17 protein-coding genes and 4 pseudogenes are annotated in these 25,103 nt (G+C 57.1%); 13 read left to right on the plus strand and 8 right to left on the minus strand.

Annotated features, from left to right (window positions below):
- Nucleotides 1-15: 15 nt before the first annotated feature.
- From BN2476_RS30445 to BN2476_RS30470, 6 genes are all read right to left on the minus strand, one after another.
- On the minus strand, nucleotides 16-1,200 hold the full coding sequence (locus BN2476_RS30445) for a lipid-transfer protein (RefSeq protein WP_087737917.1): 1,185 nt from the start codon (nucleotides 1,198-1,200) through the stop codon (nucleotides 16-18).
- Nucleotides 1,201-1,225: 25 nt separating this feature from the next.
- On the minus strand, nucleotides 1,226-2,020 hold the full coding sequence (locus BN2476_RS30450) for an enoyl-CoA hydratase/isomerase family protein (protein ID WP_227746889.1): 795 nt from the start codon (nucleotides 2,018-2,020) through the stop codon (nucleotides 1,226-1,228).
- The gene (locus BN2476_RS30455; protein WP_087737957.1) at nucleotides 2,017-2,472 is read right to left on the minus strand and encodes a MaoC/PaaZ C-terminal domain-containing protein; all 456 of its coding nucleotides are present in this window, start codon (nucleotides 2,470-2,472) and stop codon (nucleotides 2,017-2,019) included. The genes BN2476_RS30450 and BN2476_RS30455 overlap by 4 nt, the downstream gene beginning before the upstream one ends.
- A gap of 68 nt (nucleotides 2,473-2,540) precedes the next feature.
- Nucleotides 2,541-3,668, minus strand: a complete 1,128-nt coding sequence (locus BN2476_RS30460; RefSeq protein ID WP_087737918.1) for a CaiB/BaiF CoA transferase family protein — start codon at nucleotides 3,666-3,668, stop codon at nucleotides 2,541-2,543.
- Between the two features lie 6 nt (nucleotides 3,669-3,674).
- Nucleotides 3,675-4,706, minus strand: coding sequence for a hypothetical protein (locus BN2476_RS30465; RefSeq protein WP_087737919.1), 1,032 nt, complete (start codon nucleotides 4,704-4,706; stop codon nucleotides 3,675-3,677).
- Nucleotides 4,707-4,809: 103 nt separating this feature from the next.
- Nucleotides 4,810-5,397 (minus strand): TetR/AcrR family transcriptional regulator, encoded by a 588-nt coding sequence (locus tag BN2476_RS30470; RefSeq protein WP_087737920.1) that lies wholly within the window; start codon nucleotides 5,395-5,397, stop codon nucleotides 4,810-4,812.
- A 255-nt stretch (nucleotides 5,398-5,652) separates the two neighbouring features.
- Between BN2476_RS30470 and BN2476_RS48615 the strand changes: the two are divergent.
- The 10 genes and pseudogenes from BN2476_RS48615 to BN2476_RS30525 form a co-directional block, all read left to right on the plus strand.
- A pseudogene (locus tag BN2476_RS48615) lies at nucleotides 5,653-6,222 on the plus strand (site-specific integrase); the annotation flags it as partial.
- Between the two features lie 151 nt (nucleotides 6,223-6,373).
- Nucleotides 6,374-6,580 (plus strand): DUF4158 domain-containing protein, encoded by a 207-nt coding sequence (locus tag BN2476_RS30480; RefSeq protein ID WP_143811081.1) that lies wholly within the window; start codon nucleotides 6,374-6,376, stop codon nucleotides 6,578-6,580.
- Nucleotides 6,581-6,688: 108 nt separating this feature from the next.
- Nucleotides 6,689-6,958 (plus strand): hypothetical protein, encoded by a 270-nt coding sequence (locus BN2476_RS30485; RefSeq protein ID WP_087737922.1) that lies wholly within the window; start codon nucleotides 6,689-6,691, stop codon nucleotides 6,956-6,958.
- A 1,483-nt stretch (nucleotides 6,959-8,441) separates the two neighbouring features.
- The gene (locus tag BN2476_RS30495) at nucleotides 8,442-9,932 is read left to right on the plus strand and encodes an acyl-CoA carboxylase subunit beta (RefSeq protein WP_087737924.1); all 1,491 of its coding nucleotides are present in this window, start codon (nucleotides 8,442-8,444) and stop codon (nucleotides 9,930-9,932) included.
- A gap of 10 nt (nucleotides 9,933-9,942) precedes the next feature.
- On the plus strand, nucleotides 9,943-11,166 hold the full coding sequence (locus BN2476_RS30500) for a hydroxymethylglutaryl-coenzyme A reductase family protein (protein ID WP_087737925.1): 1,224 nt from the start codon (nucleotides 9,943-9,945) through the stop codon (nucleotides 11,164-11,166).
- A complete protein-coding gene (locus BN2476_RS30505; protein ID WP_087737926.1) occupies nucleotides 11,163-12,659 on the plus strand; it encodes an acetyl-CoA carboxylase biotin carboxylase subunit in 1,497 nt (498 codons plus the stop codon). Before BN2476_RS30500 ends, BN2476_RS30505 begins: the two co-directional genes overlap by 4 nt.
- A gap of 10 nt (nucleotides 12,660-12,669) precedes the next feature.
- Nucleotides 12,670-13,284, plus strand: a complete 615-nt coding sequence (locus BN2476_RS30510) for an acyl-CoA carboxylase biotin carboxyl carrier protein subunit (protein ID WP_087737927.1) — start codon at nucleotides 12,670-12,672, stop codon at nucleotides 13,282-13,284.
- A gap of 40 nt (nucleotides 13,285-13,324) precedes the next feature.
- Nucleotides 13,325-14,707, plus strand: coding sequence for an MmgE/PrpD family protein (locus BN2476_RS30515; protein ID WP_235851031.1), 1,383 nt, complete (start codon nucleotides 13,325-13,327; stop codon nucleotides 14,705-14,707).
- Nucleotides 14,708-14,762: 55 nt separating this feature from the next.
- Nucleotides 14,763-15,197 carry a MaoC family dehydratase gene (locus BN2476_RS30520; protein ID WP_087737929.1) on the plus strand — a complete coding sequence of 145 codons (435 nt, stop codon included), beginning with the start codon at nucleotides 14,763-14,765 and terminating at the stop codon, nucleotides 15,195-15,197.
- A gap of 260 nt (nucleotides 15,198-15,457) precedes the next feature.
- Nucleotides 15,458-16,280 (plus strand): annotated as a pseudogene (locus BN2476_RS30525) (IS630 family transposase); the annotation flags it as partial.
- A 209-nt stretch (nucleotides 16,281-16,489) separates the two neighbouring features.
- Here BN2476_RS30525 and BN2476_RS30530 read toward each other — a convergent pair.
- Nucleotides 16,490-18,124 carry a GNAT family N-acetyltransferase gene (locus BN2476_RS30530; protein ID WP_087737930.1) on the minus strand — a complete coding sequence of 545 codons (1,635 nt, stop codon included), beginning with the start codon at nucleotides 18,122-18,124 and terminating at the stop codon, nucleotides 16,490-16,492.
- Nucleotides 18,125-19,397: 1,273 nt separating this feature from the next.
- On the opposite strand from BN2476_RS30530, the pseudogene BN2476_RS45810 reads away from it, so the two are divergent.
- Nucleotides 19,398-19,569: pseudogene (locus tag BN2476_RS45810) on the plus strand (IS3 family transposase); the annotation flags it as partial.
- 261 nt (nucleotides 19,570-19,830) lie between these two features.
- On the opposite strand, the gene BN2476_RS30535 reads toward BN2476_RS45810, so the two are convergent.
- On the minus strand, nucleotides 19,831-20,856 hold the full coding sequence (locus BN2476_RS30535) for an IS110 family RNA-guided transposase (RefSeq protein WP_087737958.1): 1,026 nt from the start codon (nucleotides 20,854-20,856) through the stop codon (nucleotides 19,831-19,833).
- Nucleotides 20,857-20,912: 56 nt separating this feature from the next.
- Between BN2476_RS30535 and BN2476_RS30540 the strand changes: the two are divergent.
- Both BN2476_RS30540 and BN2476_RS30545 read left to right on the plus strand, forming a co-directional pair.
- Nucleotides 20,913-21,416 (plus strand): annotated as a pseudogene (locus tag BN2476_RS30540) (integrase core domain-containing protein); the annotation flags it as partial.
- A 508-nt stretch (nucleotides 21,417-21,924) separates the two neighbouring features.
- Entirely contained in the window at nucleotides 21,925-24,048 is a 2,124-nt protein-coding gene (locus BN2476_RS30545; protein WP_087737931.1) for a prolyl oligopeptidase family serine peptidase, read from the plus strand.
- The last annotated feature ends 1,055 nt before the right edge of the window (nucleotides 24,049-25,103 follow it).

Raw genomic sequence — 25,103 nt, forward strand, 5'->3', positions numbered from 1 at the left:
ATGTCACCCGTCTTCTCAGGCCGACTGATACAGGGTCACGACGCATGCACCGCCGAGACCCAGGTTATGTTGCAGCGCCGTGCGCGCCCCCTCGACCTGGCGCGCTCCGGCCCCTCCGCGAAGTTGCCACACGAGTTCGACACATTGCGCTAACCCGGTCGCTCCAAGCGGATGGCCTTTCGACAGCAACCCTCCGGATGGGTTGACCACGTAGCGGCCGCCATATGTGTTCTCGCCGTCCCTGATAAACCTCTCGGCCGTACCTGGTGGCGTCAGCCCCAGGCCTTCGTAAGTAATCAATTCGTTGGCCGTGAAGCAGTCATGCAGTTCAACAACGTCGACGTCCTCCGGACCGATGCCGGATTTTTCGTAAACATCCCTCGCGGACGAGGCCGTCATGTCGTAGCCGACCACATGGCGCATATCGTGTGACTCGAAGGTGACCGGCGTATCAGTCCTCATCGACTGCGCCTTGATGACTACCCGCATATCAAGTCCGTGCTTCCTCGCGAACACGTCAGAGCAAAGGACGGCGGCGGCAGCACCGCACGTCGGCGGACAGCATTGCAGCCGGGTCATTGGATGAAAGACCGTCGGTGAAACCATGACCTCTTCCAGAGTGACCTCATCCCGGAAGACCGCATTCGGATTGCGCGCCGCGTGGCGACGGGCCTTCACCGCAATCATCGCGAAGGTTTCCGGTGCTATGCCGTATTCCTCCATATAGGCACGACCGGCGCCGCCAAAAAACTGCGCGGCGCGTGGAATGCCGTCCTCGTAGCCCTGAATCGAGCGCATCCGATCGGCAAACGCGGCGACTGGCGATGGTCGATCCGTGAAGCTGCTTTTTAGCGCACCCGGCGGCATTTGCTCGAAACCGACCGCCAACACACATTCGGCCACGCCCGATTCAATGGCCTGGCGCGCCAGGAATATTGCTGACGAGCCGCTCGCGCAATAATTGTTCAGATTGAAGATCGGAATGCCGGACAGCCCGACCTTGTACAGCACGGCCTGCCCCGCCGCGGAATCACCGAACACATAGCTGGCGTAGGCCTGCTGGATTGCGCCGTAGGACAGTCCGGCATCTTTCAGGGCAAGCGTCACGGCACCGGGGCCCATGTCGGTGTAGGGGCGCGCGACGCTCGGCTTCATGAACGGCACCATACCGACGCCGACGACGAAGACCTTATTGGTCATCTTTTCATCTCCTCGACCGCTTGCTTCAGCGACCAACGAAGGTGGGTTTGCGCTTTTCCTGGAAAGCCTGAAGGCCTTCCGCGGCGTCGCGAGTGTGCATCAGCGCGGCCTGAGCAATCGCTTCAAGCTCGACCGTCTGTTCATAGGTATGCCCTTCATCGAGGATTTTCTTGCTTGCCTTGAATGCTTGCGTTGGACCACTGATGATGGAAGCGAGCAATTTGTTAGAGACGGATTCCAGATCCGGGGCAGCAACGGCGCGATTAACCAGGCCGATCCGAGCTGCTTCCAGTCCTGAAAACAGCCGGCCGGTGAAAATCAACTCAGCCGCCCGCGCACGGCCGAGGCGTTCACGCAGCTCATAATGCCCGCCCGAATCCATGACCAGACCGATATTCCGAAACGGGCTTCCGAGCAAGGCCGTCTCGGCGACATAGGCGATGTCGCAAGAAAGCGCAAGACCAAAGCCAAATCCCAGCGCCGGGCCTTCGATCTGCGCAACGGTCGGGATTGGGCACTGACGAACGGCGGCCAGCACTGGATTGATCTGGTCTCTCAAGACATGGAGTGTGTCGTCGTTCTTTGGATCGACATCTGAAAGATCGCGCCCCGCGCAGAAGCTTCCGCCGCTGCCGCGGATAAGAATGGCGCGGCTACCGCTGGAGCGAGCCTCCTTGACCGCGGCGGCAATCTCCTGCATGCCTTCGATGGTCAAGCTGTTCTTCTTCCGAGGACGATTCATGGTAATGGTGGTCAGCCCAGCATCGTGTACAGCGATGATCGACTCGCTCTGGGCACCGACTTTTTCGATAGTGGTCAATTGGCTATCTCCTTACAGGCCATCAATATCTGCAGATCGCTTGTCATGACCATGATCCCGTTCTGATTCACCATGTTCCATGCCAGGCGAACGACACCGTCACGCTTTTCCCGTTTTGTTTCCGTGGAAAGGACCCGGGCTTCAAGGTGAAGCGTGTCACCGATATAGGTTGGGGCCGTGAAGCGAAGGTTGTCGGTTCCGTAGTTGGCGATGATTGCCGGGGCGTCCGGCGGTATACCCAGGCCTGCCGCGTAAGCCAGGACCAGAAGCCCCGGCGTGATGCGTTGACCAAAACGCGTCTGCGCGGCGTAGTGGGCATCGGTATGCAACACATACCAGTCTCCGGTCAGTGCGCACCATTGCACAATGTCGCACTCCGTGATCGTCCGGCCACGGGTAACCATCGATTCGTCGACTTGAATCTCGTCGAAGTATTTCGTCAAGAAAGACAATCTCGCCTCCTTACCAGCATGTCCCAAAATGACCGTGCATACGGTCGATGATATTTATTGGCATCGATTCAGGAGCCGCCGAGATGCGCAATCGACGACTGACTCACACCCCAGCCGGCAAGCACAGCCAGGCATCGCTCCGGTGTACTGTCGTCCGGAGCACCGGCGAGCGAGCCAGTCCGCGAGAACCTCGGCGCGGCGCCTGGCGAGATTCCGGCGGCGGACACCGAATACGTTGCACGAGCACGGTTGTGCTCATGTGCAGGCGCCTCATCCAGCTCCAGTACCGGTGTTACACACGCATCTGCCTCCTCGAACAGCCTAGTCCAGGACTCGCGCGTCTTGCGCAGAAACACCTTGGCGACGATCTCTTTCTGAACGGGCCACAGGTCGCGACGCCACTGTGCCTGCATCACAGCGTCGTCGATTCCGCAAACGCGGAGAAAAACCCTGTAAAAATCCGGCTCGATCGCGCCAACGGCCATGTACCGACCATCGGCACACTCATAAGTGCTATAAAAGGGAGCCCCACCATCGAGCAGGTTGCTTTCACGCTCATTTCGCCACGTGCCCATGTTCCTCAAGCTGAGAATCATGGCTAGTTGCAAAGCACATCCGTCGATCATGGCGGCATCGACAACCTGGCCGCGTCCGGATGTCCTCTTTTCGAGCAGTGCTGAGAGCATACCCACCGTAAGGAGCATCCCACCGCCACCGAAGTCGGCCACGAGGTTCAGTGGCGGCAAAGGACCGGAATTCTTGCGGCCAATGGCGGATAAGGCACCCGACAATCCGAGATAATTGATGTCATGCCCTACCCTGCCAGCAAGCGGTCCGTCCTGCCCCCAGCCCGTGACGCGACCAAAGACCAGCCCCGGATTGAGCGTCATGCAATCCTTTGGCCCGAGGCCGAGACGTTCCATCACGCCGGGACGATATCCCTCGATCAGGCCATCAGCCTTGCAGATCAGCTCGTGAACGATTTCTTTGTCCCGGGCATTCTTCAGGTTGAGTTCCAGACTGACGCGACCTCGATTGAGTATGTCGGAAGCCTCATCGATCAGCGGCTTTTCGTGGCCCGGCTTGCGCGTGATACGTATGACTTCCGCGCCCATGTCGGCGAGCATCATGCCGCAAAAAGGCGCCGGACCGAGGCCTGCCATTTCGATGAAGCGATATCCGGAAAGCGCGCCCATGACTGTTTAGAAGACCGGGATGATGTCATCCCAATCAATCGCCGTGATTTCCTGTCCCTGAATGCCCACTTCCGGAATCGCCGGGAACGCAATCCCGTATTTGTCGAGCAGGCCCTTCAGGTTGAGCATCGACTTGCGCCAGTTTTCCTTCTTTTGCTCGTAGTCCGGAATGAAGAACCCGGCCGCCCGAGCGATCGCCTCAGATTCGCGCTGCGTTGCTATGAAGTCGGACGGCAAGTCCCAGAATTCGGGCGGCGGTTCGAACAGGACAGCAGACAGGAACAGATAGCCGGCCCGGATCTGCTTTGTGATGATCGCAGCATCCTCCTGCGGCAGATTCGGGTAGTCGCGTTCCATCAGCGTCATGCAAATAGCCATATGACGCGCTTCGTCGCGCCCGATGCTACGGAAGGCCTCCTTGAAAAGGATTTCCTTGCAGCCATTGGCCATCTGATGGAAGATCGACGCGGCCGCGATCTCGCCCATCATGAAAGACGAGAACAAAACCGCCAGACTATATTTGGGCACCGCCTTCTTGTAGCCGTTCCAGTAACGCGCGCCGTTGTGATAAAGCCAATGAACATTGCGCTTCAGACGACGCCCCAGTTCGGTCTTCGGTTCGTAATCCAGAGCGCTGGACACACCGCCAAGCAGCTTCTCGACCATCATGCCGCAGACCACTTCGTGGTTCATTTCGTCACGGGTGATTGAGAAGAAGGCGCGACGAACAGGATCTTCCTCATGCTCTTCGAAGGTCTTGATCACGGCGGCCGCGAAGACGGGGGGCCCAGAACCGTCGAAAACCCCCAGCAACGTCCACCAGTAGGCGATTGCTTCGCGCTGCTCCCACGAGTACTGCTCAAAGCTCAATGAATCCCAGGGCAACTTCTTCGGGTCCCATGCATCCCTTAGCGAGGCGTCCCAGACCTCTTCCAGTTTCATGGTCTTGCGATCCCACCGAACTGGAAAAATATTCGGCTCGGTGATTGGCGGCGGCAGCTCCATCGTGTCGGCGATGGCTTCCTTGTTCATCGACATGCGTTTCCCTCCCTTGTACGAAGAATTACCCGTCCAGACGGTCAATCTATGAGTCAAAATGTATCATTGGCCGTCTGGACGGTCAATTAATTTGCAAAAAAATTCAGAGCACCCCATGCAGGCACAGGTCCACGGCCTTGCTGGCAAGGGATGAGAGGCTCAGTGCGCCCTCGGGCTCGTACCACGTATGTGTCCAGTTCAACATTCCGTAGATAAGCATGGCATGAGCGGATGTATTCAGACGTGCCTTGAACCTCTCGGGGTTCAGTTCCTTGAGGACGGCACCGAGTTGCTGAACCAGTTGATGCTCCGAGCCCCGAACATCTGCCAGCACCGCTTCGGGCAAATATTCAGCGTCCGTGAGCAGCACCTTGTGACGATCCCGCATGCCAAAGTAGTAGTTCAGGTGAGCGAGAACATATTTCCGAAGTTTCTCTTCCGGAGGAAGCTTCGACCCGGTAATGTCGCGCGCAATCGTCAACAGACCGTTGACATGCTCCAGCAACATTTCCGAAAGCATCGCCTCCTTCGACGGGAAGTAGTGGTACATCCGCGACTTCGACGCGCCGGACGCAGCCCCGATGTCGATGATGTTCGCGTTCCGGAAGCCCTTTTCCGCAAAGACGCGCGCCGCTGCAGCCAGGATTGCCGCCTTAACGTCGTCGAAATTGTCTGCTCGAGTTCGTGCCATACTTGGATCGTGGTCCCAGAAACTGCCGCAATTATAGCGAAAACCCTATCCAAGACCGCCAATCCACCGCCCCTGCACCGCAAAAAATTCGGGCAACTCAGGAACCTCGTATTTCGGACGCTCACGTTCGACATCGATTCGCGTACGTGGTGCGCGAATTCAGGCGCCGCTGGCTGAACCGTCGCGGGCAATCGCGGGCAGATCGCGGACGACGGCGGCGCGGGCAAGCCGACGGCTCGAGGCGCGAGCGTTTCTGACGCTTTACGCGCCTTTACTGCGGGCGAGTGGATCTGGTTGGAGTCATTGCTGATGGGCCTGAATGGCCGCACGGGTGGACGGCATCCGCTGCGGAGCGACTGCGCTTTCTGCTCGATTTTGGTTATGCAACCGGCCTACGCGCCGGCGAACTCGTCGGCGCCACGCTTGGCGGCATCGAATCGGCGCGCACGACGAGCGCTCGCGGCGCGGTAAGGATGCGAACCCCGGCAAGGTCGTTCTCCCATCACTGGCGAGCGAAGCGTTGGACCAGTACCTTCGCAGCGCGCGCTACACGTGAGTCGGGCACGCTGGACGCATGACACGCCGCTCACCGGCAACCTGGAGGACGAGGGCGGCATTACCACGCCGCGACTGCGGGACGTGCTACGCCGCTTCTTCCGGACTGCGCCTGACGCCATTGAGTCCGATCATCGATGCTCGCCGACAAATTGCGGGCGAGCCACGCCGCACTGGATGAGGCACACACATGCCACCCATGCACTCGCGCGGGGCGCGACGTTCACCACCGTACGCGAAAACTCGCGCCACGCGTCGGTCACAACCACGATATTCTCACGTCGGCAGCCGGGATGACGACTGTCCACGAAACCATCTACCCCATCCTGCCGGCTGCGCCGAGCACAGCCGAGCTGAGAGCAGCGTTCACGCCAACCTCGCCGAAAATACTTGGTGCGCCGACAATCCCCGGCAGGAATCGATGGCTGTCCTGATTATGGTCCATATGAAGCTACTGCAGCGGCTCAGCTACTTCCCAATGTTGTCGGACGTGCCGGTTGCGATCATCGACCACATTCGCATCGCACTGCGGGCACGCCCGCTGTCTCGGACGGCAATCTCGCGCTACGATCAGTCCGGCACCTGGATTCGTCACCAAAAGGTGCTCCGTTCTTATCTCGGCATTTGAGCGTTCGATCCCGACGAGGAAACAGCGTGGCTGGCCAAGCTCGCACGCGAGGAAGCCCAAACGAAAACCGAGCTGCCCGATATCGTCAACGTCCCGATCGACGATCTGGTGCGCACGCCGCTACGAGCCTCCGTCGCTCGCTATGCGCTTGCCGTGCTCTTCATCCAGGCGCAGCTTCAGAAGGCGCTCGACGACGTGACCGAGATCTTCATAAAGGTGATGCGCAAGTACTCATCTTGTGCGAACGTCAGCATCAATCTGCTGATGGGCGAACGCAACGCGGCCCGAAAGCGGAAACACAAACTTGTAATTCAGATGTACAGAATGAAATCCGTGTCGACGCATTGTCGTGACTGCGCCAATTATGCGATAGGTTGAGCCGGAATTGTCAGGAATGAGACAGAGCGAAGCGTCGAAGCAGCGTCGGCAGTGCCGTACTCACGTGGCACGGATCTGGCGTCGATCGACTCACAGATGCCGCGAAGGTGCATCGCAAGTAGCTCGATCATTGTCGCCTCCAGTCGCACCGGCCCCCGCCGGCCATGCAAATCGCGATCTTTGAAAGTCGCAATCAAGTCGGAAGCCCCGTGTTCTTAAAGACTCGGCGAAGTCGCACTTGCCGAAACGATACCGGTCAACTAGCCAAGAATCTAATCCGTCAATGAACTTTTCCCCAAGATCCTCGCCGTCATCATTGGTATTCGAACGTTCCACGAGCCTGCAGCGTGTATTGGTAGAACCGTTTGCGGCAGGCATCGCATGTAATAATCTCAAGGCATTTCTTGCAGATCCAAACGTTTCGTCTCGACACTGCGATACTTGCATCGGTGTAATCCGCTCGCCTTCGTCGCGCACAGCCGTTAATAGTGACCGAATGGTGGTTGTGCCCAAAAGAGCGACCGTCGACTTCGAATCTTCTTTGGGCGCTGGCACGGAGCATAGACTACTTCGTTGCGTCACTGCGAGCGCAAGTGACTTAATCCCGCTCACTCCGGAGACGTCACTCTCCGACGCGCTTCTAATCGACCCTTTGAGCATCCCCCTAAAGATCTGTAGGAATTTCGTTGTCTCGGTTGGCAGCTGCAACGTAATGCTGATCGGCCGAGACTATAGGGTGCTCCTGTTTGCGATTGTATTGCACGAACTCCACAGGCCGCGACAGATCATTGTCATCGGAAGCCAGCGAGATCATGCAACCCTTCGGAGAATTTCTGATTATGGATTCAGTTGCTATGTCGATAGTCAAGTTCCGAGGTTAACACTTAGGGGGGACATCGCTATCGATACCGTTGCGACCAGGTGGTCCAAGGGCGTTGCAGCCAAAGCATTGAAGCAAGCAGGCGGTCTTCTCATCGACGGTTCAGATCAGGCCCTATGCGTAGGGCGCGTAAGTGCAAAGGCTAGCGGCTCCGGAGACCCCAGACGTCTTTCAATTGTCGACTACGCGAATTCGAATTCTTTCATCCACGAAAATAAAAACCTTTTTGATGGGATTGTCGGTGAATCAATTACGATTCGCGCTGGGAGAGATCTGATGTTTACGCCGAAAAATTACGGTTTGCTTTGCGGTGTAATTTTATCGGAGTAAGAAAGGGGATCCAGCAACGGTTTGCAGGACATCGTTTGCAGATGAATGCGAGTATATCTCTCGCCCCATCCCAAATTTCGTGATAGAAGCGGCGGCTGCGATCAAAATGGCGTCAATTCCAGCGGCGCAACTTTTGGACACGCTAATCTTGGATCTGAGTTGGCGGCGGGGAATCGGCTTAAACCGACACGGTGGGATTTTTTTCGTGAACCACTGCTTTGGAGCCATACAACTGGCGACGACAGTAGCTTGCCGCCTGAGAGAGCAAGAGCAATGAGCGTCAAGTCTCAACGTTTTCCCGTGCTCGACGCACGTCCAATGAACGCGCGAGAAGCCATCGCGATGCTCGTCGATCCTGGCACGTTCATCGAGACGCATCGCCTCGTCGAACACGACTCGCGTCACTTTGGCGCTGAACGCCGCACCGTGCCGGGCGACGGTCTGATCACCGGCCATGGAAAAATCGATGGCCGCACCGTTCTCATATACGCGCACGATCGCGCGTTCCTGAGCGGCAGTTCCAGTCGAATGCACGCCGTCAAAATGTCCAACCTCCTTGATCTCGCGCTGCGCATTGGCGCCCCGATTATTGGGCTGAACGAATCCTCTGGCATCAGGATCCACGAAGGGGTGGATGCGGGAGTCCAGTTTGCCGATGTGTTCTACAAGACTGTGAAGGCATCGGGTGTTGTGCCACAGATCTCTGTGATATTCGGTGACTGCGCCGGCGGTGCGTCTTATACGCCCGCGTTGACCGACTTCATTATCATGGCCGGCGATGATGCTTCAATGTTTCTGACCGGGCCATCCGTCATTCGGGCCGCAACCGGCGAAAGTGTGACCAACGCCGAGATTGGTGGTAGTCGCATGCACGTTCAGGTAACTGGTCTTGCCCATTTTCGCGCGGAAGGACGACCTCACGCCGTCGCCCTCGCGCGTGACCTGCTCGGCTATCTTCCCCAGAACAACACCACCCGCCCGCCGTTCAGGGATGAGGGCGATATAGCGTACCGCGCCACCGGCAAGCTCGAATTTGTTATCCCGTCAGAGAAATCTGAACCATATAGCGTACTCGATGTGATACAGGAAATTGTCGATAACGGTCAATTCCTGGAAATTCAGCAAGAATTCGCTCGGAATATCGTTTGTGCTTTCGCCCATCTCGCAGGCCGGTGCATCGGTATTGTCGCCAACCAGCCCGCCTTCAAGGGTGGGTGTCTGGACGTTAGCGCATCCATCAAGGCGGCCCGATTCGTAAGGATGTGCGATTCATTTGACATACCGCTCCTTACGCTTATTGACGTGCCTGGCTATCTTCCTGGTCTTGAGCAGGAAACCGGCGGCATTATCGGAGCGGGCGCGAAGCTGTTGCATGCGTACTGCGAGGCCAACGTTCCGAAAATCGCCATCGTGCTGCGCAAGGCGTATGGTGGGGCCTACCCAACTCTCGCGAACGCGTCGGCGACGGATTTCATTTTTGCCTTACCCCAATCGGAAATTGCGGTCATGGGGCCGGAGGGTGCCGTTTCTGTGATCTTCAAACGGGAACTCGAGAACGTCGGACAGGCGGCGGCACGGCGCCTCGAACTGATCGAGGAATATCGCGAGGCTCATGCGAGCAGCATGTATTCCGCTCGGAAGGGATATATCGACAACATCGTTGCTCTGCAAGAAGTGCGGAACACGCTCATATCGAGCTTCGAACTTCTAGCCGAGAAAATATCGAGTACACCGCTACGTCGCCACTCGAACATTCAACTGTGAGGGACACGACATGAAGATTCCCCGATTTCCAGAGAACGACTACAGCACGGATGCGATCGCAACGCGCCTTCACTGGCTGGAGGATCGCACCGGTCGGTCGTTTCCTTACTTGGCAGGGGAGCGCGTTCCGACCGAGCTGGTCACCGGAACGTGCGAGAACGTCGTAGGCTTTGTGGGTGTGCCGGTTGGCGTCGCGGGTCCGGTGAGGATCAACGGCGTTCGGGCGCGTGGAGATTTCGTCGTACCGCTTGCTACGACGGAGGGTACGCTCGTTGCCTCGTTTTCGCGCGGCATGCGGATCATCACGGCGAGCGGCGGATGCAGCGTAACCGCACCGGAGAACTCCAGTGCACTGGCCGGCAGAGGCACGTATGCTTTCTTCGGCGACGCGCTCATCAAAGTCTCTGCCGTCGTCCTTCGGCATGCCTCTCTGGCGACACAGTTCGACGCATGGCTGCGATCCAATGCGGCTGCGGTAGCCGATGCGGCGAACGACACGAGCCGGTACGCTCGGGTAAAAGAAATCAGTCCGCTGTATCAGGGCGATTTGGTGGGCCTTTCGTTCGTCTACGAGACCGGTCAGGCGATGGGTCTGAACATGGCCACGAAAGCCAACGAAGCGGCCTGCAGGTACATTCTGGCCAATGCCGGCGATCTGATCTCCGATTACTACAACACCCTCGGCGGCGACAAACGGTTTGTGCCCGATGAAGCCAAGGGGCGCTATGTCTCGGCGAGCGTTCTCATTCCGCGAGAAGCGCTTCGGGAAATCATGCGCACCACGGCCGCGCGAATGAACCGGTTTCTCGGTGCATGCAATACACTTCTCGCGCAGCGGGGAGCAACCGCCCCCAACATCCACGTTTCAAATGCACTGACTGCGCTGTTCATCGCGTGCGGACAAGACCCGGCGTTTGTGACCGTATCGTTCAAGAACGCCACCACGTCGTTTGAACCGCGGGATAACGGCGATCTACTGGCGTCGGTGACCCTGCCCAACATGATTGTCGGCACTGTGGGCGGCGGCACGCGCCTTCCTGTACAGCGCGAATGTCTCGCAATGATCAACTGCGAGGAGGATGCTCGCAAGCTCTCGGAGATCGCCGCCGCGGTGGCTCTAGCCGGGGAAATCTCGGTCGCCGGCGCTATCACCGCGAATGAGTTCACACGCGCACACACGACGCTTGGCCGCGGAGTGAACAGCGCGTTAACGGCCGCAGGAGCAGCGTCATGATCCGCAGGCTGCTGCTGTGCTGCCGCGGTGAGATCGCGATGCGGTTCATTCGAACTTGCCGTGAACTGGGTATCGAAACGGCTGTCGCGTACCCGGTTGAAGATATGGGCGCGCCTTATGTGATGGCAGCGGATCGACGCATTCCTTTACAGGCTCGCACACCATCTGAAGCGATCCCCGAAGTCATCGCGGCCGCGAAGCTTCTCCCTGCGGACGCAATCGCGCCGGGCTATGGACCGCTCGCGGAAAACGCCGGATTTTCGGCGCTCTGTGCTTCAGAGGGCTTTGTATTTGTCGGTCCCAATGTGAACGCGATCCGTCTCTCGGGCGACAAGCTGCAGGCGAGACAGGCCGCTGAAGAAGCTGGCGTCCCCGTGATTCCGGGCGCCATGATGCCGGCGGACATGGATTTGTGCGTGAGCATCGCAAGGCAGATCGGCTTTCCGATCATTGTGAAGGCTGTACTGGGCGGGGGCGGCCGCGGAATTCGCGTTGCTCAGGATGAACACGAACTCGTCGGCGTGCTCGAGGAAGTCAGGCGCGAGGCACAAGGTGCCTTTGGAAGTGACCAAGTCTACGTCGAGCGATTTCTTGGCGAGAAGGTCCGGCACATCGAGGTGCAGATCATTGCGGACCAACATGGCACGGTATTACATTTGGGTGACCGCGAATGCAGCGTCCAGAGGCGGCGCCAGAAACTCGTCGAGGAGGCGCCCGCCCCCAACCTGAGTGCTCGCGTTCGCCGGAGTCTGTATCGCTCGGCGTTGGGTATATCAAAGGCAATCAGATACGACAGTGCGGGGACGGTTGAGTTTCTCGTGGATCCCACCGGCCGCTTCTACTTCATCGAGATGAACGCTCGTATCCAGGTCGAGCATCCGGTAACCGAATCGGTCTGCGGCGTTGACATCGTGGAACAGATGATCCGGGTGGCGAGTGGCGAGCCGCTGGCGCTTGAACAGGACGACATTCACTTGGCCGGTCATGCCATCGAATTTCGGATATGTGCGGAGGACCCGCTGAACAGCTTCTTCCCGGTAGCCGGCGTTGTGTTGTCCTATGCCGTGCCGGAAGGGCCGGGAATTCGCGTCGATTCCGGGATTACGTCTGGCATGGTGCAGTCCCCGCTCTTTGACAGCCTGTGCACGAAGCTGATCGTGCACGGCCGCGATCGGACCCAAGCGTTGTTTCGGGCTACAGAGGCGCTTCGGGAGTTTAAGGTCGTGGGATTTCCCACCAACGTTGCCTTTCACCACTGGTTGCTTCGCCATCCGGATTTCATTCGCGGCGGCTACAACCTGGGACTGGTGGGGGAGTTCAGCGTCTCTGCCCCCGAGAAAACTGAGATCCAGAAGGGTCTTGTCGCTATTGCCGCAGTGTCGGCCTGGCTCGCAAGACGCAGGGAGCCGTCGGCGGACGTGGCGACAACGGCTGCGCCCGCGTCGCCCTGGCGAATGCGCAACCAACTACGCTCGTACGTTGACGTAATCTAGGAGAGTATCAGTGTCGAACCTAAATGGAACAGGGCGTAGCAGGACTGCCGCTTTTCATGTCACCAGTGACGCCGACTCGAACGAATCCGTCGACGTCACGCTTGCTAGTGCCGACGCGAACATCATCGACGTGATCGTCGATGAGACGCGTCTCCATATTGAAATACAGCACGTCGACTGTGGCGTCGATCAATGCTCCATGCCACGCCGTTTGCACTGCACCGTAGACGGCGTTCCGCGCGAATTCAGTATCGGCAAGACCGCCGACGGCCGCATTCATGTGCTTGCGGACGGCTATGCGGCGCAGTTTGACGTCCGCGCCGGACGGAAGCGTGCATCGGTTATGTCCGAATCAAAACGGACGGGTAGTAAATCTCCACTGATTGTCGCTCCAATGCCGGCCACCGTGCTGGAAATCTTGGTCCATATTGGTAGTCATGTGCATGTCAACGACCCGGTGATGCGTGTGGAAGCAATGAAAATGATTACGACGCTGAACGCTTCTGTCAACGGCGTCGTACGGGGTATTACGGTGACAGAAAACCAGACCGTTAGGGCTGGCGAAACACTGATCCGGATAGAACCAGTGAACGAAATCGCCGCACCGTCACTGACGATCGCCTAAAGAACTTCTTTACATTGCATTCAACGGTTGGAGGACACCAGTGACTCTCGAAATGCACATTGCAAGACATGTTATTGACGCGACGCCGGAAAGCGTCGGTAAGCCGGCCGTGCAGGTCGCCCAAAAATCACTGATCGACATTCTGGGCGTAACACTCGCGGGATCATCAGAGCCGGAGGTGCGGCTGCTTGCCGATGTGGTCGAGCAATGGGGCGGTGAAGGGCAATGCCGTACGCTCGGGCGTCAACGCGCCTTGCCTGCGCCATCGGCCGCCCTGCTCAATGGCGCGGCTTCGCGAGTATTCGACTTCGATGATGTGGTCGATTCGCTAGGGATGCATCCGAGCGTGGCGATTTTCCCTCCTTTGCTCGCCGTGGCCGAACTGACCGAAAAGCCGATCAGCGGGCTCGATTTTCTGGTGGCGTACGCGGTAGGACAGGATTTGTCTGTTCGGTTCGGAAAAGCTCGCCGCGAAACGCTTCTGGAAAGCGGTCGCTATGACCTCAGCAAGGTAATCGCGGCTACCGCGGCAGCCGGCAAACTTTTTGGACTGGACGCGCGGGCTCTTGTCAATGCGATGGGACTCGCCTACACATCGGCCCTCGGCGAAACACAATGTATGATCGACGGCGCGTCCGCGGTTTTTTACCAGCAGGGTCTCGTGGCATCGCATGCAGTCAAAGCCGTTCTACTTGCCGCTGCCGGATTGAGCGGAGCGAATCAGTTTCTGACAGGGCGATGGGGCTACTATTCTGCGTTTGAGCCAGGCTCAAATCTCAATGTCATCGAAGACAACCTTGGAAGGGACTTCAGGAACGTTGACCATATCGCCTTCAAACCCTATCCGACGTGCCGTCCAAATACGTCAGCCGTAGCACTTGCCCGATCGCTCGCTGGTCAGAAGACGTGGCACGCGGACGAGATTGATCGTATTGAGATCAGAACAAACCAGCAGATACGGGACCTCGTATGTTTGCCAGTCGAGGGGAAACAGACTCCGTCGAGCGTAGTGGAGGCGCGATTCAGCGTCGCGTACAACATTGCAACGGCGCTGCTGACGGGAGACCTGTTCATAAATGACTTCACCGAAGAAGCCATATGCCGCGCAGACGTACTGGCGGTTAGCCGGAAAGTGCAATCGCTGCACGATCCAGAATGCGAAGACCCCAAGCTGGGAGCCCATGGGAGAATTAAGATCGATATTCATCTCAGAGATGGCTCGAGCCTGAAGGACTCGATCGATTACCCCAAGGGCAATCCCAAGAACCCCATGAGTCTGGAGGAAATCGATCAGAAGTTTATTAAATGCGTCAGACACACGCAAGATACGAAACTGAACGAAAGCGCCGGTGACCTTCTTTCGTTGCTACATGGATTCCCTTCCGGCAGAGGCACCATAAGCGATCTCATGTCGCTGCTCTGATGTTTGACCACAGCAATTATTGACCTCCAATCCAGACAGTTCGTGGAGCCATTGCATGCCAGACTCTAGCTATAAAGTAGGCGAAACCACATCGCAACTGGTTACGTTCGATGTTGATTCCGTACGGCGGTTTGCGACACTTGCCGGAGACCACAGTCTCTTGCATCACGACGACGTGTTTGCCAAAGCAACCAGATTCGGCAAGCTCGTCGTCAGTGGCACGCAATATTCGGCGCTGATGATGGGCATGGTTGCAACCTTCCTGACGGAGCGCAGGGCGGGTCTTGGTCTGGAGTTCGAGTTCCAGTTCCGCAAAGCCGTGCTAGTAGGGCAGACCCTACGCATGGAATGGCGCATAGTGTCCGTCGAACCCAATCCAAAGCTCAAAGGAGACGTTATCGGCCTCGAGGGTTCATTGTTTGATGAGCTTGGCGAGATGTACGTTCTTGCCCGTTCGAAAAGCCTCAGCATACCGAAGGACCTGCTCTAAAGCGGGGCACCCTTATCCAGCAACTTGGCTGCGCCACCAATCCGTAGCGTGCCTGACGGACTGGCGTTGCGCGAGGCGCTTTTATTTGCCGACCTCATAAGCCGCTGCGCCCCGGCAAGCAGCGCATTGTGCCCCATCGGGCGCTCTTTCTTCACGAGCACTTCCTTCGAGTCCTGTTCCTAGTGCTCCGTTCCATTGTTAACTGATCTATGTTCGTGTAGCATGTTGGCGTCAGTGGAACGGGAGACATCAGCACGTCGATGGGACGACCTAAGGCGGAACTGGTGCTGAACGAAGACGAGCGCTCGCAACTGATATCGATCACACGTTCTCGCTCGATTTTGGCTGCGCTGGTCAAGCGGGCGCGCATCGTGCTGGCTGCGGCTGACGGAGAGCCCAACAGTGCGATCGCGCAGCGCCTGCAACTCACGCGCGCTACGGTGGACAAGTGGCGTCTTCGGTTTCTGGATCGCGCATCAACGGACTCTATGACCAAGTGCGCCCCGGCAAGCCGCGCACGATCGACGATGAGCGGGTGGCTCAGCTGATTCACAAGACCCTGCACACCAGGGCCGCCGATGGCTCCACGCACTGGAGCGTACGGACGATTGCCGCCGAAACAGCTATCTCGCCGACCAGTGTGCACTGTTACTTCAAGCTGTTGGGTCTGCAACCGCATCGCAGCGAAAGCTTCAAGCTCTCGACCGATCAGTTTTTCATCGAGAAATTGCGCGACGTGGTCGGCCTTTACCTGAGCCCGCCGGAGAACGCCCTGGTCTTGTGCGTAGACGAGAAGAGCCAATGTCAGGCGCTCGAGCGTACGCAACCCATGCTGCCGATGGGTTTCGGATACGTCGAAGGCGTCACCCACGATTACGTTCGTCATGGCACTACCACGCTGTTCGCCGCCCTGAACGTACTCAACGGCGCGTACTCGCCACCTGCAAACCGCGTCACCGGCATCAGGAATTCCGGTCGTTTCTGCGCGAAATTGACAAGGCGGTGCCGGCCGACCTCGACGTGCACTGCATCGTGGACAACTACGGTCGATCGCTCTCTGAACGACAGGGGCATATACACCCCCATCGACATACTATTATAAGTTGAAGGGTGAAGGGCCTTCACGCCACTACTCCCATTTCGAAGTCACGAAACATCCGCATTGCGGCAGGCCGCGACTCTCACTCGTCCGGCATGGCCCCCACAACAATCCTTGATCGTGGACCGTTCGTTCTCGTCGTTTAAAAATTTCCAAAACTTCCTCGAAAGAGTATCCGCGTTCGTTAGGCAGTTCAGTTTCGAGAGTCTATTTCGCATTCAAGTATATCCTGCATTCCATGCGGACCACAGTAACTAGCACCTGTTTCAAGAAAATTCGTTTGTTTATAGAGTCGCCTAGCTTTGCGATTGCGCGTATTAACACCGAGCATGAGTCGATTGACGCTTAATCTATTCGACTTGACCCATTGTTTGGCTAGATGAAGTGCCGCCTTACCGTACCCATTGCCTTGACGTGATCGAGCTATACGAAGGCTGTGAAGAGTAATAGCATCTGGCGGTGCCCATTCGGGCAGAGCAGCTTTTTCACGAAGGACGAAAAACCCAACGATTTCGTCCCGGATCGCAACCGAGAAAGGGTGCTCCAGATTCGGATTCGAGCTATTGCGCAACTCAGAAAATACCACGTACAAGGGATCCACGAACTGCGCCTGATCATGGTCCAATTCTAGATGGCTAACAAGTGCACCATCGGAATGGGACAAGGCAATCAGCGTTGGACTGACGTCGCCTTTCGAAGATTCGCCCGGCTCAGTTCGTTGTTTCGGACTAGGTTCGACCGGATGCTGAGTCAAAGGCTGCAGCCGCGTTTCGATCAAACTTGTCGATACAGGAGCGAGAAGACTAGAAAGGACCTGCTCCAGTGTCCGCCTTCCCCATGTATAGCACGACCAGCCCTTCAAGCTTTCCGTAGGCGTCTCTACGGCCACGGGTTCTCGACGAACTGCATCAGGCCACCCAGCAAATGACTTGAGCCAGGCGTCGTCGTAAACTGTTTCGCCGTAGCGGTGACCCTCATCGGGAAAGATAGCAACAACCTTTTTTCTCGGATGCTTACTTGACCACCAGTTGGCCACTCTGTAGGCGGCACCGCTGGCGGGCCCCATAAATAGTCCTCGATTCCTATGCAGTTGGTGAGTTGAGTGAAACGCTTCAACGGGAGTCAGCCAATGAATTTCGTCGAATTCTCTATGATCGACGTTGGAGGGAACGATCTCCCCTCCTAGACCAGCTAATCTTACAAGCTTTCCACTAGGCTGACCAAACAACACCGAATTTGGTGTATCAACACCGATCGCATGCAGTTCGGGGAACGAGGCTCTGAGAACGCGTGTCGTCCCGCACATGGATCCTCCTGATCCGACCGGGCCCACCAAGCAATCAATTTCTCCCAGCCTCTCAATCAGTAATTCGGCGAATTTACCGTAAGCTAGAGGATTAGCTAGGTTTGAATATTGGGAGGGCCAAAAGCTGCCGGGCATCTCCTTTAAATGCTGGGCGAGCCGGTTCAAGCGGGCCTGCTGAAGCCCACCACTGCGCGCAGGTTTGTCGACAATATCCAAGCGTACGCCGAGTTGGACCAGGCGCCTCCGAAGATGCCGATCTAATGTCCAATCGCTAACCAAAACAAGTTTGTAACCGTGCCGTGCAGCAAGCATGGCTAATGCGAGACCAAAGCTGCCGGAAGACGACTCACAAATGGTGCCTCCGGGTCTAAGAAAGCCCTCCTCTACGGCTCGCTCAAGCATAAACCGCGCTGGTAGCAGCTTCATAAGAAAAAAGCTCGCTCCATATAGGTCGCTATTCAACTCGACGATTCGGGGATTTTCAAAGTCCTCAAGCTTGCGCATCAAGGTGCGGCTAAACATCTCTCACTCCTCAGCTAAGATTCAGTCGGTCGGTCGCAACAGGGCGTTCGAAAACACTATCTCTGCAGATCACGAGTGGCTACCTCCATGTTCCGCCTCGTCCGTCCTTTGCTCATAGCTCACGTTCAGTGCAAGTCGTCGCGACACTCCGCAATCGGGACGCTGCGCGATATCCGTAGTTCGGCATTCGTCAGGCAGTCGGCTCAGTTATGGTCTTCCCGACTTGTGACTGGTTGTCCGGCAACGTACTTCCCTGTCCGTTGATTTGCCTTTCGATCCCGTCGATGTTCCGCATTCGAGATACACTGAATGATGATGACTTTCTTCCCACCGTCCCTCAGCACCGCAAGCGCATTCTTGGACCTTGTCGACGCCACCTGTTCCGTAGAAGAAGGGTGGCGAAAGTTGACACGTTCAAGTATTCTTCGCGACTAGTAACGCGCGCAGTCTAGATAGCTAAATTTGAAAATATCCCCTCGTGGGCATCACTCATTGCTAATGCTCTCGGGCACTTTCTGTACCAATCGTGGGATATTGTCGGAAACGCCAGCTACACCGCACTGTTACAGTTTTTGCAAATTGTGACTTATCAAGTTTGCGATGTCACGTCCGCTACAAACCGCCCACATCTGTCATACATGCTACAAGCAGCGCTGAGGCGCTTCACGGTAACCATTGGTTTTCACCCTGCATCGCGGTTGCCGCGCAACGGCCGCCACTGGCTCCATCCTTCGCGACTTCTGGCGCCTCGTTGGATGATTTCTTGCAGACCTTCTCGCGCGAGGAAAATCCAATCGTCGAGGGCGGAGACAACTATATGCTGAGTTGTCAGTGGCAACATCAGGTGTCGTACCGTCCTGCTAACTAAACTAAAAGGATGTGAAAATACACCTTTCCAGAAGCAACGTTCCTCGCTCTATGCTGCTATCGTCGCAATTTTCCATTGCGAAGTTTGTACTCAAACCCAGATTCTTTTTCGACGGATTGAGACCTGTTTTCGCCTCATTACCACGATTGCTGCCACTACGGGAAGACCTGTCCCGGTGAGCGCGTGCGTACCAGGTTGTAGACGGCCATGCTCAACGCGAACATCCTTTATGGACACAGTCACATTTGTGCTCTGGGGAAAGCATGGCGTCGCCTTCATTGCGTCTATACGATCACGATCGGTCGGCTACCCGCATTCAAGGGCCGGCGCTTTTTCAAAGCGCTTCTTCATGTTCGTCTTCTTCTCCGAAAATGAGGCTGACCCGGGATTCTGGACCAGTCAGACGTGATGTTGCGCCGGGAAGGCTGGCGCGATAACCACAAAAAGGGTCTACGGGCTCTATCGCGAGCAGGGTTTGTCCTTGCGACACAAGCGGCCCAGGCGAAACAGGTCAGCAAGACCGCGACAACCGAAGCAGACAGTCACCGCGGTCAACGAGATCTGGAGTATGGATTTTTCTATGGTCCACCCGCAAACCGCAAGCGCGGACTGGTGGCGGTGGACGACTCGCGTTTATCTATCCGGCCTGTCGTGATCCGCTTGCTGGCGGATCTGGCCTGCATGATGTAGTCGCACGCTCCCATCCCGATTAGTTGCGCGGCATGTTGACTGCCGGAAGTCCAGACGGGTTTGGGGAAGCGACGGGTGGTCGTTTGCGCCATGCCGTTTCGCTGCGCGGGTTGCGGAAGGTAATGATGATCGGGACACTCGCTGGTGCTCAGATGTGGTACCGGTGCTGAAATTCGATACCACTGCGCATGACAGCCCATGCAATGCGTACGAGCTTGTTGGCCAGTGCGCAGATCGCAATGTGGATGTGCCGACGCTCGGCGAGCTGCAGCAGCCACCGCTGGACCGGATCGTTGGGGTGCTTGTCTTTCCATACCCACAACGCGCGTGCACCCTGCACGAAGAGACGTCGCAGATAACCGTTCCCGCGCTTGGTGATGCACAGCAGACGTGGCTTGCCGCGGGTTGTATGCTGCTGTGGCACGAGTCCAACCCAGGCAGCGAGATCGCGGGCACGCCTGAAAGCGGACGCGTCGCCGACAGCGGAGACGATCGCAGTTGACAGCAGGACCCCGATGCCCGGAATGGTCTGAAGACGCCGGCAGAGTTCGCTGTCGCGAGACATGCACGTTATCCGGTTGTTCATCTGGTCGATTGTTGCTTCCGTACGGTTCCACATATCGAGCAGCATGCGTCCGAGATCACGCAACATGGGCGTCAGGCCCGAGTCGTCGTCCTCGAGTAGCGCAGGCAAGGTAGTGCGCAGGGCATAGAATCCTTGTGCGATCTCGATACCGCGATCGAGTAGCAGTCCGCGAATCTGGTTGGTCAATGCCAGGCGCTGCTGGAGCACCCGCTCGCGGGCACGATGCAGCGCCTGAACATCCATCTGTTCCTCGGTCTTGAGCGGCACGAACCGCATCGTGGGAAGTCTGACAGCTTCGGCAATAGCCTGCGCGTCGTTGAAGTCATTCTTCTGCGACTTGACGAACGGCTTGACGTACTGTGCCGGTAAAAGCCTGACCTCGTGTCCGAAGCCCTGGAATTTGCGGGCCAGATACTGCGAACCGCAGCATGTTTCGATTCCGACAAGGCATGGTTGATGTTGCGCCATGAACTGCAGTAGCTGACTGCGGCTAAACTTCTCGCGCAGCAGGACACGGCCGCCACCATCGCAGCCGACGACGTGAAACCAGCGCTTTCCGAGGTCGATCCCTAAAGTTACCGAGTTCATGGCAGCCTCCATGGGGTGGTAGTGCCCACTACCATAGAAGAAGCGGGTGGACCATACCATTAGTAGCTGACGCGTTGTTTGATGGTCGCGTTTGCGCACGCTCACGATCGTTGATAACTACACGCGTGAGTGTCTGGCTATCGATGTCAAGGCCTCGCTCAGAGGCGAAGACGTGGTTGCCGCGCTGGATCGCATCACATCAGATCGGCCACTACCGCGCTTTATCAAGCGCAGACAACGGGTCCGAATTCATCTCGAAGGCGCTGGACCGATGGGCATACGAGAACGGCGTAGAAATAGACTTCTCACGTCCCGGCAAGCCGACCGATAACGCAAAGAATGAGTCGTTCAATGGACGCTTCCGCGAGGAGTGCCTGAACTCGAACTCGCACTGGTTCTTGTCGCTGGAAGATGCCAGGTGCAAAATCGATGTCTGGCCTGAGTACTATAACGAGGCGCGTCCCCATTCTGCACTGCAGTGGATGACGCCGGCCGAATTAGCTCGCCAGCAAGCGTGTCGAGCGAATTCGGCCCATCCAACGGAGCCGGACATTTCCAATTCTGAGCGGTGCCCTGATTCCGGGTCAGCCTCAGTCATCGATAATCGGCGGGGTGCACCAAAGAAGATTCGGCACTGCCGGGAAGAGGCTCGCGAGTTAGCAGAACATGACTTTTTCTACAGAGCCTAGTTCGTGTCCCACTATCGGTCCTTTCTCATCCTTCAGATCGAGTAGCACAAGACCTGCTCGAAGACGGGCTTTCGGGCAAGCTCAAACGCCCGCAGTTCGACGCGCACATTGATATCAATCAAGGGCATATGCGATTGGGCTGCCAAAATAGTGGCATGCTAAGCAGTGCTAGTCCACCGCCAACAGGCTTCCCAATGCGCGATACAGTGCATTTCCATATTGAGAAGTGGACCCGAAGCCTTCGGTGTCGGCGCATCTGGCGCCGCACACTGTCCTAATCTGAGCGCATCGAGTTATTAAACGATAAGCAGCTTGACGAGCCAACCAACTCCCACCGAAAGGGGTTGCCGAACAACGTTTTCAATCAAACGGAAGAGCTATGTTTGCTTCGCAATCCGAGATCATGTGGTCCCCACTGGACGCCGCTTCAGACCCGTATATCGGTTTGGAGGAACTCAGCAATCCAGCAGTCGATTCATGGGTATGTGCGCAGACCGCACGTACCATGGCTATGTATGGGAATACGACACACGCTGACGTGCTAACCGAACGGATTGCCGACGTCATGCTGGCCCAGGATCGCATCGCTACATGCACGCGCTACGGTGACTGGGGCTATAACATCTGGAACGACCAACAGCACCCTCTCGGCTTCATTCGGCGCACACCATGGGACGCATGGGTCGCGAGTCAGCCACGATGGGAGACTGTGCTGGACATCGATGCGCTTGACCTGAACCAGCGGGACGGTGATGATACGCGGTGGGTTCTAGCCAGCTTCACCTTGATCTATCCGACGTATGATCGCGCGCTAGTACGCCTTTCGCCTAGCGGCTCCGATGCCTGCATTGTGCGGGAGTTCGACGTAGGAGCCCGCACTTTTGTGAAGGACGGGTTTCAATTGCCAGAACCCGGTCATCACCAAGTAACGTGGATCGATCGTGATACGGTATATGTGGAGTGGGATGACAGCGCGGTAAACGCGGCTCCGGCCGTCACCGTCACCGGCTTTCCACGACAGGTGCGCAGATGGGCGCGCGGAACCCACATTGCAGACGCACCGATTGTGTTCGAATGTGAGCCCGGCGATTTGGCTGTGGTAGCACGTTACGACCCGATTTACGCTCGCCATCGCGCATCGCGCTCGACCACGTTTTTTGAAGCGGAACGCTATTGGCTCGACGAGAGTTCCAACGAATGGCGGCGGTTCGATGTGCAGCCTGATGCTGGAATTTTCGAGTGGAATGAATGGCTGCTCGTCACGCCGCGCACCGACTGGAATGTCGATCCCACGATATATAGTGCAGGATCTTTGCTGGTTATCCGCCGTGATGCGTTTCTCGAAGGCGACCGCCACTTCACTGTACTTTTCGTACCGTCGAAGACGGAAGTGTTATCAGGTGTGCGGTACACAAAGCATTTGCTGATGGTCACTTGCAGGAACGAGAGCGTGGCGCGCATAACCCTCTGGCGCTCTCCGGCCTCGCCAGATAGTACGTGGGAAGCGCGAGCGCTTTCGTTGCCGGAGGGGTGCGAGGTATCGGTGACGGCTGTCGACTGGACGCGTGACGATACTGCCTTGATTTACCTTGACCACTTTCTGACGCCGCCGGCACTGTATTTCGCCGATCTCGCTGAAGCTGCCCCTTGGCGCCTGCTTCGTCGGCTTCGTCCGAGATTCGATTCAACTGGACTAGTTGCACTGCGACGGCATGCCACGGCGCCCGATGGCGTGCAGATTCCTTATTGGCTGATTGGCCGTGAGTCCAATCTTGAAGGCAACCCTCAGCCTTGTCTGCTGTACGGATATGGCGGCTATCGAGTCAGAGTTGACCGTCCACATTATTTGAGCACGATGGGATTCTCGTGGCTGGAACCCGGTGGCGTTTATGCGATCGCCAGCATCCGGGGTGGCGGGGAGTTTGGCCCTGAGTGGCATCGGGCGGCGCAACGTGAGAAGCGGCAGGTGGCTTTCGACGATTTCACTGCTGTTGCGCAGGCGTTGATTTCCTCCGGAGTCACCACCCCTGAACGGCTGGCTATCAGAGGGGGAAGCGACGGTGGCTTGTTGACTGCAGCGTGCATGATTCAGCGTCCTGAGCTGTTCGGCGCGGTTATCTCGGAAGTGCCGGTACTCGACATGTCGCGATTTAACTTGCTATCGATGGGAGCGCTGTGGGTCGACGAGTTTGGTAATCCAGATAACCCGGAACACTACCGAATATTGATGGGCTACTCGCCGTATCAAAATGTGAAAAAAGATGTTTCATATCCACCCGTTCTTTTCACTTCGTCGTCGACAGACGATCGTGTGCACCCCGGCCACGCGCGCAAGATGGCTGCAAAGATGCAGGCTCTCGGGCACGACGAAGTCTGGTACATGGAACATCGCGACGGCGGCCATGGCACGGGCGTCGAACCAGAGGCGAGGGCTCGTGCTTCTGCGACGATTTTCGAGTTCCTGCGGGCGAAGATCGGAGCATCGTTGCGGCCGGTCACGTGAATGTCCCAATGCCGTCGGCGCAGGCGTAGCTGTCGAGGCGGCTGGCGCCGCGCGACCAACCGGCTATCCGAATTCGAGACGCATCCGTCGCAGATGTGTCGAGGGGTGGGTGTCGGATATTGCCTCATGGGGTCGGCGCTGTTTGCGAGCAGGGTAGTGGTAGCCCTATAACATGGACGCCCCGGCTGGAACAGGACAGGTGTGCATTTTCGAGACATCGACTGAGTCCATGCATTCGACTCCTGATCTGCCTGCAAGCAACGCGAGCTCATAGCCGAACTGGATGTCAGTCAGACGTCGCATCCCGCGCCACATCATGGTATTGCTTGGCGGAGGGTCGCTGGCGCGCGCAAGGTAACCGCCGAACTGAACGAGCCTTATCACGTTGCGCACGAGCGGCGGTGCCTGCGCATTGTGAGACGTGTCGACGTGTCGTGAACGACGTGTTCAAGCAGTTCAATTTCGGTGCGTGTGAACGCGAGCTCTGCGCGGGCCTGCGGCGCCGAGCGGCCGAGCATTGTGAGTCAGAATATGCGCCAGCTTAGGACGCAGAACTGCAATCAGGTCCGCTAGCCGATCCGCTGTACGAAGCCGGGATTCTTCCACTTTGCAGCTCGATTTCAGGATTTTGTGGAAGGTCTCGATTTTCCAGCGCATCGCGTACCACTAGAGCTTCTCGATTGCCGCGGCACGAGAGCAAACCGGCAGATTGGTGATCAGTTTCCATTCAATAGGAGGACGCCCAGGCTTCCACACTGGAATACCAGACGAAGCGCAAAAATCTTTGATCAAGGCCGAGATAATCTGGTATAAGACTGGCTGGGGAGGATCTTCTCCGTGGATCGATTTCTTGGTGCGGAAGCTGTTCGCACAACAAGTACTGCAATGACGTGCTAGAGTCATGAAAAACTACGCCATGCGCATGACGCAGCGAGATGCATAGTTGTCCAAATTTATCTTCTCATTTGAGGACCGCGAGGTGAACCGGTTTTGCTGTAAGTGGGCCATGTAGCCGAACATCGAAAACTGCTCGAAGGTCTCAGCTGATCTATTTG

The sequence above is a fragment of the Paraburkholderia piptadeniae genome, from assembly GCF_900007165.1.
Lineage (GTDB): Bacteria > Pseudomonadota > Gammaproteobacteria > Burkholderiales > Burkholderiaceae > Paraburkholderia > Paraburkholderia piptadeniae.